General features: G+C 72.3%; 10 protein-coding genes. 3 read left to right on the top strand and 7 right to left on the bottom strand.

Features of this window, described 5'->3' with window-relative positions:
* Window positions 1-37: 37 nt before the first annotated feature.
* The 3 genes from IE273_RS36980 to mce form a co-directional block, all read right to left on the bottom strand.
* The gene (locus tag IE273_RS36980; protein ID WP_189819504.1) at window positions 38-973 is read right to left on the bottom strand and encodes a coiled-coil domain-containing protein; all 936 of its coding nucleotides are present in this window, start codon (window positions 971-973) and stop codon (window positions 38-40) included.
* 188 nt (window positions 974-1,161) lie between these two features.
* Window positions 1,162-5,262 carry a polarized growth protein Scy gene (gene scy, locus IE273_RS36975; RefSeq protein WP_229887909.1) on the bottom strand — a complete coding sequence of 1,367 codons (4,101 nt, stop codon included), beginning with the start codon at window positions 5,260-5,262 and terminating at the stop codon, window positions 1,162-1,164.
* A 206-nt stretch (window positions 5,263-5,468) separates the two neighbouring features.
* Window positions 5,469-5,909: a methylmalonyl-CoA epimerase gene (gene mce / locus IE273_RS36965; RefSeq protein WP_189819503.1), complete on the bottom strand. Its 441-nt coding sequence runs from the start codon at window positions 5,907-5,909 to the stop codon at window positions 5,469-5,471.
* Between the two features lie 149 nt (window positions 5,910-6,058).
* Here mce and IE273_RS36960 point away from each other — a divergent pair, with 149 nt between their 5' ends.
* The 3 genes from IE273_RS36960 (at window position 6,059) to IE273_RS36950 (ending at window position 10,266) form a co-directional block, all read left to right on the top strand.
* Window positions 6,059-7,267, top strand: coding sequence for an acetyl-CoA C-acetyltransferase (locus tag IE273_RS36960; RefSeq protein ID WP_189819502.1), 1,209 nt, complete (start codon window positions 6,059-6,061; stop codon window positions 7,265-7,267).
* A gap of 70 nt (window positions 7,268-7,337) precedes the next feature.
* Window positions 7,338-8,294: a methylmalonyl Co-A mutase-associated GTPase MeaB gene (meaB, locus tag IE273_RS36955; RefSeq protein WP_189819501.1), complete on the top strand. Its 957-nt coding sequence runs from the start codon at window positions 7,338-7,340 to the stop codon at window positions 8,292-8,294.
* Between the two features lie 724 nt (window positions 8,295-9,018).
* Complete coding sequence (locus IE273_RS36950) at window positions 9,019-10,266, top strand: MFS transporter (RefSeq protein ID WP_189819500.1); 1,248 nt, start codon at window positions 9,019-9,021, stop codon at window positions 10,264-10,266.
* 51 nt (window positions 10,267-10,317) lie between these two features.
* On the opposite strand, the gene IE273_RS36945 is transcribed toward IE273_RS36950, so the two are convergent.
* The 4 genes from IE273_RS36945 to IE273_RS36930 all read right to left on the bottom strand — a co-directional run bounded on the left by IE273_RS36945 (window position 10,318) and on the right by IE273_RS36930 (window position 12,977).
* Window positions 10,318-10,794 carry a MarR family winged helix-turn-helix transcriptional regulator gene (locus IE273_RS36945; protein WP_189819499.1) on the bottom strand — a complete coding sequence of 159 codons (477 nt, stop codon included), beginning with the start codon at window positions 10,792-10,794 and terminating at the stop codon, window positions 10,318-10,320.
* A 92-nt stretch (window positions 10,795-10,886) separates the two neighbouring features.
* Complete coding sequence (locus IE273_RS36940) at window positions 10,887-11,696, bottom strand: AIM24 family protein (protein WP_189819498.1); 810 nt, start codon at window positions 11,694-11,696, stop codon at window positions 10,887-10,889.
* Window positions 11,693-12,343: an AIM24 family protein gene (locus IE273_RS36935; protein ID WP_189819497.1), complete on the bottom strand. Its 651-nt coding sequence runs from the start codon at window positions 12,341-12,343 to the stop codon at window positions 11,693-11,695. Before IE273_RS36935 ends, IE273_RS36940 begins: the two co-directional genes overlap by 4 nt.
* Window position 12,344: 1 nt before the next feature.
* Window positions 12,345-12,977, bottom strand: a complete 633-nt coding sequence (locus tag IE273_RS36930) for an AIM24 family protein (protein ID WP_189819520.1) — start codon at window positions 12,975-12,977, stop codon at window positions 12,345-12,347.
* Window positions 12,978-12,996: the final 19 nt, after the last annotated feature.

Below are 12,996 nucleotides of genomic sequence, written 5' to 3'. Positions count from 1 at the left end.
TCCCACCGCCCCTCAAGGGTCGTACGACTACCCGGACCTATCGGGACTGCTGCGCCGGAACGCCCCGGGAGATCGGCTCGTCGTCGGTCGACGTGCCGGCCGCGGCCACCGCGGCACCGGTCAGCGTGGCGAGCATCTCGCGGACGTTCGTCAGCTGGGCGTTGATGCTGTCGCGGCGGTTGGTGAGCGCCGCCAGCTCGCGCTCGGATTCCGAACGGATCCGGTCGGCCTTGGCGTTGGCGTCGGCCACGATGTCCTCGGCCTGGCGCTGGGCGGTCTCCACCGTCTGGCGGGCGCGGCGCTCGGCGTCGGTGCGCAGCTTCTCCGCCTCCAGGCGAAGCTGCTCGGCCCGGTGCTCGATCTCGGCGAGGCGCTTCTCGGCCTTCTGCTGACGCGAGGCCAGGTCGCGCTCGGACTGCTCGCGGCGCTTGGCCAGGTTCGTCTCGAAGTCGGCGGCGGCCTGCGCGGCCTTGGCGCGGGTCTCCTCGAAGAGGGCGTCCGCCTCCTCGCGCTTGGACTGCGCGTCCTTCTGGGCCTCGGCACGGAGCTGGGACGCGTCGGACTTGGCCTTCTCGACGATCCGGACGCCCTCGTCCTCGGCCTTGGCCTTGCGCTCGGCCGCGTACGACTCGGCGTCGTTGCGGACCTGCTGGGCCGCCGACTCGGCGAGGTCGCGGTGCTGCTCGGCCGCCCGCCGGGCCTCCTCACGCAGCTCCTTGGCCTCTTCCTCGGCCAGGCGCAGGATCTTCTCGACCCGCGCGCCGAGACCCGCGTACGACGGCTCGGCGTCCGTGATCTGGGCCTGGGCGTTCTGCGTTTCGAGGTGCAGTTCCTCGATGCGCTTCTCCAGGGCGGTGATGCGGGCGAGAGCGCTGTCACGGTCGGAGACGAGCTTGGAGATACGTTCGTCCACCTGAGCGCGGTCGTATCCACGCCGCACAAGCTCGAAGCCGTAGGGGGAAGTGTCGCTCATGGGGTTCCTGTCGAATGAGACCGGTGAGTGAGGTGATAAGGGGAATCCTAGGGGCCGAAGCGGTATGTCATCGAGCAGATACGGTTTTGATCTGGAGAATGGCACCCCATTTGGGTGGCTGACCGTCGGACGGCTCGCCGAAGGAGTCGGGCAAAGCCCCCAGGAGACACCCGAACGTACCTCGTACGCTAGCTGTCTGACGACTTGCCACCCGAACGGGGGGCACCCACCGTGGCGCCCGCCTTGACCCCGTTGTCCTTGCCGGCCGCCGGGGCCTCGAAGGACTCCAGCGCCTCCAGCACGTCCTGGACCCGGGAGATCTCGGCGTTGATGTCCTCGCGCCGGCGCACCAGGATCTCCAGCTCCCGCTTGCCCTCCTCGACCGTGCGCCGGGCCTCGCGGATCGCCTCCGCCTTCAGCTCCTCGGCCTCCTTGACGAGGCTGGCCTTCTTCTGTTCGGCCTCCTTGAGCAGCCCCTCGGCCTTCTTGACCGCGGCGATCCGCACCTTGCCCGCCTCGGAGCCGGCGTCCGACACCAGCTCCTTGGCCTTCGCCTCGGCCTTCGCCAGCTGCTCCTCGGCGGCCTTGATGAGCGCGTCGCAGCGGTCGCCGGTGGACTTCATCGTCTCGGCGGCCTCGCGACGGGCCCGCTCGTGCAGCTCCTCGATCTCGCCGGTGATGCGGTCGCGCAGCTCCTCCGCGCGCTGCCGGATCGCGGTGGCGTCCCGGCGGGCGCCGACCAGCAGCTCGTCCGCGTCCGTCCGGGCCTTCTCCACCAGGGAGTTGCCCTCGATGGTGGCCTCGGAGACGATCCGGTCGGCCTCGCTGCGGGCCGCGCCGACCATCGTGTCGGCCTGCGACTCGGCGTCCGCGGTGGCCTTCAGCGCCTGCTGCTGCGCCTCGGTGAGCAGCTTGTCGGCCTCGGCCGTGGTCTCCGTGATGAGCTTGTCGACCTGCTCGGCCGCCTCCGAACGCCGCTTGTTGGCGTCCTTGCGGGCCTCGTCCAGGGTCCGTTCGGCCTCTTGGCGCGCGGAGTTGACGAGCCGTTCGGCCTCCGCCTGCGCCTCCGCCTTCGCCCGCTCGGCCTCGGTCCGCAGCCGCTCCGCGTGCGTCTGCGCGGAACCGACGGTCTCGGCCGCCTCGGCCCGCAGCCGCTCGGCCTCGTCGGTCGCCTCCCCGAGCAACTGCTCGGCGCTCGCGACCGCCTCGGCACGGACCCGGTCCGCCTCGCTCAGCGCCTCCGTGCGCACCCGGTCCGCCTCGGCGAGCGTCTCGGTCTGGAGCCGTTCGGCCTCGTTACGGGCCTCGGTGATGAGGGTGTCGGCCTGGGTGGCCGCGTCGGAGCGGATGCGGTTGGCGTCCGCGCGGGCGTCGGCACGGGTGCGGGCCGCCGCCTCGGTGGCCTCGGTGAGCGTCTCCGCCGCCTCCGTGCGGACGCGCACGGCCTCCGCGGCGGTCTCCGTCTGGAGCCGCTCGGCCTCCGCGAGCGTCTCGGTCTGGAGCCGTTCGGCCTCGTTACGGGCCTCGGTGATGAGGGTGTCGGCCTGGGCGGCCGCGTCGGAGCGGATGCGGTTGGCGTCCGCACGGGCGTCCGCCCGGGTGCGGGCCGCCGCCTGGTCGGCCTCGGCCAGCGCGTCCGACGCCTCGGTGCGCACCCGCTGGGCGTACTCGCCCGCGTCCGCGCGCAGCCGCTCGGCCTCCGCGATGGCCTCCGCCATCGTCCGCTCGGCCAGCGCCTTCGCGGCCTCGGACTCCTCGTTCGCCTCGCGCCGGATCCGGGAGGCGTCCTCGCTCGCCCGCTCCCGCTCGGCGTAGGCGTCGGTGCGGACCCGGTCCGCCTCCTCCTCGGCCTCCCGGCGGGTACGGTCCGCCGCGTGCTCGGCGGCCGAGCGCAGCCCGGCGATCTCCTCCTGCGCCTGCTCGTGCAGCCCGGCGACGGAGTCCCGCACCTGCTGCGCGTGCTGCTCGGCGGCGGCGACCATCTCGGTGGCGCGCCGGTCGGCCTCCTCCACCAGGCGGGTGGCCTCGGCCTGCGCCTCCTCCACGCGCTTGCGCGCCGAGGCCAGCAGCTCCTCGCTCTGCTCGCGGGCCCGCTGCCGCTCCTGATCGGCCTCCTCGCGTGCGGCGCCGAGGAGTTCCTCGGCCTCGCGGCGGCGCCGGGCGGCCTCCTCCTGCGCGGCGGCCAGCGTCTCGGACGCCTCGGCGCCGAGACGCTCGGCGGCGGCCTGCGCCTCCGCCCGCACCCGGTCGGCGGTGTCCTGCGCCTCCGCCTTCAGCCGCTCGGCCTCGGCGGCGGCCTCGGACCGCAGCCGTACGGCGATAGCCTCGCCCTCGGCGCGGGAGGCGGACGCGTCGGACGCGGCCTCGTTCCGCAGCCGGTCGGCCTCGGCCTCGGCCTGCTGCTGGAGCGTACGGATCCGCTCGGCGGACTCCGCGCGCAGCCGCTCGGTCTCCTCGGCCGCCTCCCGGCGGATCCGGGCCGCCTCGGCGCGGGCGTCCGCCAGCGCCTGCTCGGCCGACGCCAGTCGCTCCTGCGCCTCGTTCTGAAGCCGGCTCAACTCCTCGGCGGCCTCGGCACGGCGGGACTCGACGGCCTTCTCGGTCTCCTCGCGCAGCTCCCGCGCGGCCTTCTCGGCGTCCGACCGGACCGTCTCGGCCTGCTCGGCGGCCTCGGCGCGCAGCCGCTCGGCCTCCTTGCGGGTGCGCTCCAGGGTCTCCTCGGCCTGCCGGCGCAGACCGGTGGCCCGCTCGATGGCCTCGGTGCGGACCTTCTCGCTGTCGGCGGTCGCGGTCTGCCGCAGCTCGTCGGCGTCCGCCTTGGCCTTGGCCAGCAGTTCCTCGGCGGACTTGGCCGCCTCCTCGATCTGCGCCACCGCCTCCCGGCGGGCCTCGGCGCGGATCGACTCGCCCTCGGCGACCGCGTCGGCGCGCAGCTGCTCGGCCTCGCCGCGCAGCCGGCGGGCCTCCTCCTGGAGCTCGACCGTCTTGGCGCGGTACTCCTTGGTGTCGTCCTTCGCCGCGCCCTTGAGCTGCTCGGCGATGTCGTGCGCCTCGGCGCGCAGCCGGTCCGCCTCGGCCTCGGCCTCCGAGCGGATCCGCTCGGCCTCCTCGGCGGCGGCCCGGGTGGTCTTCTGGGCGTCCTCGGACGCCTTGTTGAGGACGTCCTCGGCGGTCTTGGCCGCCTTGGACAGCTGGGTGGCCGTCTCCTCGGCGGTGATCGAGCGGGCCTTCTCGGCGGCCTCGGCGACGATCTTCTCGGCCTCGGCGCGGGCGTCCGCGACCAGCTGCTCGGCCTCGGACTTGGTCTGCTCGGCCTCCTTGGTGGCCTCCTCGACCAGCCGGGCGACCTGCTCCTTGGCGGTGCGCGTCCGCGTCTCGTTGGCGGACTCGGCGGTGGCGAGGGCCTTGGCGGCGGCCTCCTTCGCCTCCGTGACCACCTTCTCGGCCTCGGCCTGCGCCTTGCGCAGCGCCTCCTCGGCCGCCGTCATCCGTTCCTCGGCGGCCCGGCTCAGCTCGGCGGCCTGCCGGCGCGCCGCGTCCGACTCGGTGACCGTGGCCGTCCGCAGCTGCTCGGCGTGCTCGGTGGCCTCCTGCGCCTGCGTGGAGGCCGCGTTCAGCAGCCGCTCGGCGTCCGCGCGGGCCCGGCGCAGGATCTGCTCGGCCTCCGCGCGCGCCGACTCGGCCTCGCTCTGGAGCCGCTCCCGGGCCTCCCGGGTCAGCCGTTCGGCCTCCGTGCGGGCGGCGGCCATCGCCTGCTCGGCCTCCGCGCGGGACTCCTCCAGCAGCCGGCGGGCCTGCTGCTCGGTGCGGGCGCGCAGCTGCTCGGCCCAGGCCACGTTCTCGTTGACGTGCGACTCGACGGTGGCCCTGCGCTCGGCCAGCTCCTGGTCGAGCTGCTGGCGCCGGGTCACCGCCTCCTGGTGCAGCTCGGCCTGGAGCCGCGCCGCCTGCTCGGCGTGCTCCTGGAGGATGCGCTGGGTCTGCGCACGGGCCTGGCTCAGCTCCCGCTCGGCGTCCTGGCGCAGCTGCTCGGCCTGCATCTGGGCGTTGCGGAGCAACTGTTCGGCCTGGTACCCGATGTCACCCGCGTCGTAGGCGGGCCGGGTCATGAGGGTGCGCCGCGCCTCGTGCAGCTTGGCGCGCAGCACCTCGACCTGGTAGCCGAGGTCCTCGGCGTGCTGGATCGCCTTCTCGCGCTCGGTCCTCAGCCGCTTCATCTCGGCCTCGAACCGAGAGAGGTGGTCGACGTCAGCCGCCGGCTCTCGCTCCTGGCTCTCGTAGCCCCGCACTGCGCGGTCCCATCCGTCCCCTGGTCAGCTTCTCCAACGAGCTCCGTCCATCCGCCGAACGGGGCCCCCGGGGAATGGTGTCAGACAGACGGCGGAGCACGGGCTGCTGCCCCGACGCTCGTCCCCCGAAACCCGGACCCCGGCATGCGGCCGTCCCCGTTTCAGAGACGACCGCCCCCAACCCTACCGGCCCATATGTACGCGGGTCAGTGCTCAGGTGACTCAACAGGGGACGAAGTGACCAGTTCTGTCAGGACGCCATGGCAATCCTTGGGGTGCAGGAAGGTGATCCGCGACCCCATGGAACCGCGTCGTGGCTCGTCGTACAGCACCCGGACGCCCTTTCCGCGGATGTCCGCGGCGTCCCCGTCGACGTCCGCCGTGCCGAAGGCGATGTGGTGGACGCCCTCCCCGTTCTTCGCGAGCCACTTGGCGACCGTGGAGTCCTCGCGGACCGGTTCGAGGAGCTGGAGGTAGGAGGCGCCGCCGTCCGAGGTGTCGTTGATCTTGAGCATGGCCTCCCGCACGCCCTGCTCCTCGTTGACCTCGGTGTGGAACACCTCGAAGCCGTACGTGGCCCGGTAGAACTCGACGGTCGCGTCGAGGTCGTGGCAGGCGATCCCGATGTGGTCGATTCGCGTCAGCATGGATTCAGTGCAGCGCTCCCCGGATGGTTACGCAACGTGCGCGCGATCACACCGGCGGGCCGGTGACGCCGTGTCCAACCGCTCAGTACATTCGAAGTAAACCCTCGTTCACTCCTCGGCTGTGTGCAGCTGGAAGGGGATCGCACCTCATGTCTTCTGGATCTTCTGGAACGACCAGCTCGGTGATCGTCGCGGGCGCCCGGACGCCCATGGGGCGGCTGCTGGGCTCGCTGAAGTCCTTCTCCGGAGCCGACCTGGGCGGCTTCGCGATCAAGGCCGCCCTCGACCGTGCGGGGATCGGCGGCGACCAGGTGCAGTACGTGATCATGGGCCAGGTCCTCCAGGCCGGCGCCGGCCAGATCCCGGCCCGCCAGGCCGCCGTCAAGGCCGGCATCCCGATGAACGTCCCGGCGCTCACCGTCAACAAGGTGTGCCTCTCCGGCCTCGACGCCATCGCCCTCGCCGACCAGCTGATCCGCGCGGGTGAATTCGACATCATCGTGGCGGGCGGCCAGGAGTCCATGACCAACGCCCCGCACCTGCTGCCCAAGTCCCGCGAGGGGTACAAGTACGGCGCGGTGCAGATGCTCGACGCGATGGCCTACGACGGCCTGACCGACCCGTGGGAGAACATCCCGATGGGCGAGTCCACCGAGAAGCACAACACCCGCCTCGGCATCAAGCGCCCCGAGCAGGACGAGATCGCCGCCCTGTCCCACCAGCGGGCCGCCGCCGCCCAGAAGAACGGCCTGTTCGAGGCCGAGATCACCCCGGTGGAGATCCCGCAGCGCAAGGGCGAGCCGGTGCTGTTCAGCAAGGACGAGGGCATCCGCGGCGACACCACCGCCGAGTCCCTGGCCAAGCTGCGCCCGGCCTTCGCCAAGGACGGCACGATCACTGCCGGCTCCTCCTCGCAGATCTCGGACGGTGCGGCGGCCGTGGTCGTGATGAGCAGGGCCAAGGCCGAGGAACTGGGTCTGACCTGGCTCGCCGAGATCGGCGCGCACGGCAATGTGGCCGGCCCGGACAACTCGCTCCAGTCCCAGCCGTCGAACGCCATCCAGCACGCCCTGAAGAAGGAGGGCCTGGAGGTCTCCGACCTGGACCTCATCGAGATCAACGAGGCCTTCGCCGCCGTCGCCGTGCAGTCAATGAAGGACCTCGGCGTTTCCACGGAAAAGGTGAACGTCAACGGTGGCGCGATCGCGCTGGGTCACCCGATCGGCATGTCCGGCGCCCGGCTCGTGCTCCACCTGGCGCTGGAGCTCAAGCGGCGCGGCGGCGGCATCGGCGCGGCGGCGCTGTGCGGCGGCGGTGGCCAGGGTGACGCGCTGATCGTGCGGGTACCGAAGGCCTGAGACACCGTAGGTCTGATTCCGGTACGTCAGGTCTGATTCCCGGTACGTCGGTGAAGTGAACGGAGCTGTGATGCAGGACGTCTCCTCTCTGGTGGCCCAGGCCAGGGAAGGCCGGCCGCGGGCCGTGGCCCGGCTTATCTCCCTCGTGGAGGGGGCGTCCCCGCAGCTGAGGGAGGTCATGGCGGCGCTGGCCCCGCTGACCGGCAACGCGTACGTGGTCGGTCTGACGGGCTCGCCGGGCGTCGGCAAGTCCACCTCCACCTCCGCGCTCGTCACCGCGTACCGCAAGCAGGACAAGCGGGTCGGCGTCCTGGCCGTCGACCCCTCCTCGCCGTTCTCCGGCGGCGCGCTGCTCGGCGACCGGGTCCGGATGTCGGAGCACGCCTCCGACCCCGGCGTCTACATCCGCTCCATGGCGACCCGCGGCCACCTCGGCGGCCTGGCCTGGGCGGCCCCGCAGGCCATCCGGGTGCTGGACGCGGCCGGCTGCGACGTGATCCTGGTCGAGACGGTCGGTGTGGGCCAGTCGGAGGTGGAGATCGCCTCCCAGGCGGACACCAGCGTGGTCCTCCTGGCCCCCGGCATGGGCGACGGCATCCAGGCGGCGAAGGCCGGAATCCTGGAGATCGGCGACGTGTACGTCGTCAACAAGGCCGACCGGGACGGCGCCGACGCCACCGCCCGCGAACTGAACCACATGCTGGGCCTGGGCGAGGCCCGGGGCCCCGGCGACTGGCGCCCGCCGATCGTGAAGACGGTCGCGGCGCGCGCGGAGGGCGTCGAGGAGGTCGTGGAGGCCCTGGAGAAGCACCGGGCCTGGATGGAGGAGCGGGGGATCCTCGCCGAGCGCCGGAAGGCCCGCGCGGCCCGCGAGGTGGAGACCATCGCGGTGACGGCCCTGCGCGAACGCATCGGCGACCTGCACGGCGACCGCCGCCTGAGCGCCCTCGCCGAGCGCATCGTCACCGGCGAACTGGACCCGTACCGCGCGGCGGACGAACTCGTCGCGGGGCTGACGGAGGGCTGACCGCGGCGGCGGATCGGTGTCGGCGGGGCGGACGCCTCTGGTGCGGGGGACGGGTATGCGCTGGGCGGGCCGGACGGTGAGCCGAGGACGGCGAGCGGATCGTTGCCGGCGGGTCGGACGCCGGTGCCGCGCGGCGGACGAGGTGGTCGTGGGGCTGAGGGCCGCGGACGGACCGCTGCCGGCGGGCCGGACGCCTTCGGAGCGGGGGATGAGCTGAGGGCGGGCGGCGAGGTGAGCGCTGTGACCGGATGGGTGCCGCGGGCCGGACTCCTCCCGTACGGCGGATGAGCTGTTCGGAGGGCTGACCGCGGGCGGAGGGTCACGAGTGGACCGTCGTCGGTGCACCGGGCGGGCCCGTATCGCGTTGATGCACCGGACGCCGGTGCCGCGCGGCGGACGAGGTGGTCGTGGGGCTGGCGGAGGGCCGCGGCGCGTGAGTGGGCCATCGTCGGCGGGCTGGCCCCGGTGCCGCGCGGCGGACTCGGCGGTCGTGGGGCTGAGGACGCGTGCGGACCGCTGCCGGTGGGCTGGACCCCCGTACCGTGCGGCGGATGCCCTGGTCGTGGGCTTGGCCGGCTGCTGAGGGTCGTCGGTGCGGTGATCGTGGTGCTACCTTGACCCGCATGTTCCTCTCCTTGGCGTAGAGCGCACCCGGGATCGCGCGGTCAGACGGCCGCCGCGTCCTTCGGTGCCCCTCTTTCCGCCTCGCCCAGAGGAACCCCGCGTGTCCACGCCCCTTTCGCGGCCCTCGTACGCCGCCGTCCTGCGCGTCCCGCACGCGCGCCGCACCTTCACCGCCGCCCTGACGGCCCGCCTGTCCTACGGCACGGTCTCGCTGGCGGTGCTGCTGTCCGTCACCCACGCCACCGGGTCCTACGCCGTCTCCGGCACCGTCCTGTCCCTCTTCGGCGCCACGACGGTCTTCCTGATGCCGCTGCGGGCCTCCCTGATCGACCGCCACGGCCCGCGCCGGGTCCTGCCGACCATGTCCGCGCTGTACGGCGCCCTGCTGAGCGTCCTGGCCGTCCTGACCTGGCGTCCCGGCGCACCGGCGGCGGCCATCGGGCTCACGGCCGCCCTCGCGGGCTCCTGCGCGCCCCCGCTGGGTCCGACGATGCGCGCCCTGTGGTCCGAACTGGTGACGGACCGGGACCTGGTGCGACGCGCCTACAGTCTGGACGGCGTCGCGGAGGAACTGCTGTACGTCTCCGGCCCGGCCCTGATCGCCACGCTCGGGGGCTTCACCCCACCGGCCGCGGGAATCCTCCTCAGCGCGGCCCTGAACGTCGGCGGCACGTGCGCCTTCGTCACGTCCCCGGCGATGACCCGTCAACGCCCGGGGCCTGGTGAGGAGGGGTCCGCCGGGGAGGAGACCACCCGGGCCCGGGGCGCCTCGCTCCGGAGGCTGTGGCCCCCGGTCGTGGTCGCCCTGGGGGCGGGGCTGGCTCTCAGCGCCGTGGAACTGCTGGTGATGGCCTTCGCCACGGACCGTTCCGACGACCCCGCCCTGGTCCCCTGGGTCCTGGGCGCCCTCTCGGCGGGGAGTGCGCTGGGCGGTCTGGCCAACGGGGTGGTGCGGTGGCGTACGAGTGCCCGGACCCGGCTGTGCCGGTTCGCGGCAGGGCTCGGTCTCGTGCTCGCGGCAGCGGGTCTGGCCCCGGGCCTGGGAACCCTCGCGGCGACCTTGGCCTGCGCGGGAGCGTTCATCGCCCCGGCCCTGACGACGGCCTACCTCCTGGCCGACGAATCGGCCCCCGAGAGCGCCCGTACGCAGGCCGGGGCATGGGTGAACATGGCGGTGAACGCGGGAAGCTCGGTCGGGGCGATGGCGGCCGGGTTGGTGATCGGCCGCCTGCCGCTGCCCCTGTGCTTCACTCTGGCGGGTGCAGCCGCCCTGGTAGCCGCGGTGGCCGCGGGCAGCCGCACTGCCGGGACGGCACGGGTGGGCGCAGCGCCCGTTCGGCGCCGGTGAGCGCGCCCACCCCCCGTCCGGCTACCGCGGCCCCGGGCCGGCGAGTCCGGCTCAGAGCCGCCCGCGCTGCCCCCGCAGATGCTCGGCGATGGGCTTCAGCGCCTTGTCCAGTTCCATCAGCGCGTCCTGCGACAGCAGATCGATGAAGTGCCGTCGCACCGACGCGACATGGTGCGGCGCGACCTTCTTCATCGTCTCCATGCCGTGATCCGTGAGTACGGCGTACAGCCCTCGCCGGTCCGTGTCGCAGTTCTCGCGACGCACCAGGTTCGCGTTCTCCATGCGCGTGATCTGGTGCGAGAGCCGGCTCTTGGACTGCATCGTCGCGGAGGCGAGGTCACTCATCCGCATCCGCACGTCTTCCGACTCGGACAGGTTCACCAGGATCTCGTAGTCGTTCATTGTCAGGCCGAACGGTTGCAGATCCTTTTCGAGCTGGTACGTCAACAGCCTGTTGACCTCCAGCTGGGTGCGCCAAGCACACTGCTCCGCATCGGTCAGCCAGCGCGTGGCCGTCTCGGTCTCCATGAATGCAGTCTACCTAAGAAGTTGAATGGCGAACTACTTCGGGTGGTGTGACAGTGCGCACGCGTTCGACGTCACACTCCGCAGACTACCGCTCACAGCCCGAAGCGACGCTGGAGGTCCCCCAGCTGTCCGGGAAGGCGCGGTGCGCCCGACGGTTGCGGACCGTGTCCGCCCGGTGCCGTTCCGCCACCGCCCGGCACCCCCGGTTCGGGAGGAACCGCCCCCGTGGCCGCGTCGGCCATGAGGGTCTCCGTCGACTGGAGCAGGACCGTCCCGGCGCCCACGAACTCGAACTGGTGCTCCTCCCCGGAAACCCCGCCGAGGCCCGTCATCGCACGTAGACCGCCCAGCACACCCGTCAGGTACCCGTGGTCGTAGTGATGGCACGGGGACGGGCAGTCGGCCCACCCGACGAGCGCCTGAGGGTCGACCCGGATCGGGGGCTCCAGGAACACCACCGGCCCGTTGGATGCCGCCACGAACTTCCCGGTTCCGATCAGGGTCAGAAAACCCGGCACGATCGACTGCTTGAGCGCAAGACTTGGCTGAAAAGCGAGCAGGTTGCCTGCGCGAATGGTCAAGTTCCCGTCGTCCAGGTCATAGGAGTTGACGTCGAAGGCCCGGTCGGCCAGCAGCATCTTGCCGGAGCCCTCGGCCACGACCCAGTCGCTCGCGTGCAGTGGCGAATGGAAGGACGTACGGACAAGTCGGTCGAGTCGCCCGTGCCCGATGCCGTTGAACTCGATCGCCCCGTAGTAGGCGATCATCTTCCCCTTCTGGAGGAACCACTGCCCGCCCTTGAGCTCCACACAGAAGGTGTACTTGTTCACGTTGTCGTCGGCGGGCAGTGTCATCGGGTCGTGCACGACCGGCCCGGCGCCAGGAGTGACGTAGGTGCTCACAGCTTCTCCTCCGAGGCCTGGACGTACACCGTGCCGTTGCCGCTCAGCTCCAGCTGGAAGGCCTCGCCGGAGCCCCGGCCCACCATGTCGCGCCAGCCGAGCGCGGTGGACAGCTTGTTGCGTACGTCGCCGTGGTGGGCGACGTACGCCTGGGGGTCGACATGGACCGGGCGCTGCGGGGTGACCGGGATCTCGAAGACGCCGCCGTGCGCCATCACGGCCACCGCGCCCTGTCCCTGGAGGGTCGTCGTGAACAGGCCCTGGCCCGTGACCTGTCCGCGCACCATGCCCATGACCCCGCCCTGGGAGCCCATGAACATCGTCCCCTGCCGCAGCGTGCCCTCGAAGGCGAGCAGCCGGTCGGCCTCGACGTAGAGCGTGTCGCCGGCGAGGGCGATCACATGGACGTGGTGGCCGCCGTGCCCGAAGAACACCGTGCCGCTGCCCTCGACGGTCATCAGCGGGGTCGCCTCGCCGGCCACCCGGCGCCCGATCATGGACATCAGCCCGCCCTGTCCGCCCTGGACGTTGGGCGTGAAGGACACGTCCCCCCGGTAGGCGAGCATCGCGCCGCGCTGGCTGAACAGCCGCTGCCCCGGCGCCACCGTCGCCTCGACCATCTTGGAGTTGATCTCTCGGAAGGTCATCTCACAGGTCCCCCGCGATCGTGTTCCGTTCGCTCGGCTGCACGTACACCAGTCCGTCGCCCTCGAAGCGGATCTGGAAGGCCTCGCCGCCGCCTTCCCCGAGCAGCGTGCGGAACGTCACACCGGACTGGAAGGACTGCCGGACGTCGCCCTGATGGGCCACATAGGCGCCCGGGTCGACGGTCAGCGGGTACTGCGGGCTGACCCGGAGCACGACCGCCGGGCCGTCCGAGACGATCGCCGCCTGGCCGTGGCCCTCCACGGTCGTCGTGAACAGGCCGTTGCCCTGCGAGGCCCCGCGCAGCCCCGTGAACGTCGTGCCCGTTCTGAGCGCCGCGTCCGTGGCCAGCAGGTTGCCCGCCTCGACGTAGAGCTTGTCGCCCTGGAGGCTCACCAGGTTGATCTCGGACGCCCGGTCCGCGAACCAGCAGGTCCCGTGTCCCTTCACCTCCATCACCGTCATCTGCTCACCGGTGAGCCGCCGGGTCACCATCCCGCGCAGCCCCTCGCCGCCACCGCTCAGCTTCTTGAAGGCCATCCGCCCGTCGTACGCGACCATCGAGCCGTTCTTCGCCTTGACGGCGTCCCCGGTCATGTCGACGGCGAGGACCTTGCTCCCCTGGAGCCGGAACATCGCCACGCTGCGAAAGTAG

Source organism: Streptomyces olivaceoviridis, from assembly GCF_014650115.1.
Classification (GTDB): Bacteria; Actinomycetota; Actinomycetes; order Streptomycetales; family Streptomycetaceae; genus Streptomyces; species Streptomyces olivaceoviridis.
The sequence above is the reverse complement of the archived record's forward strand: the minus strand, read 5'-3'. Positions and strand labels throughout refer to the sequence as shown.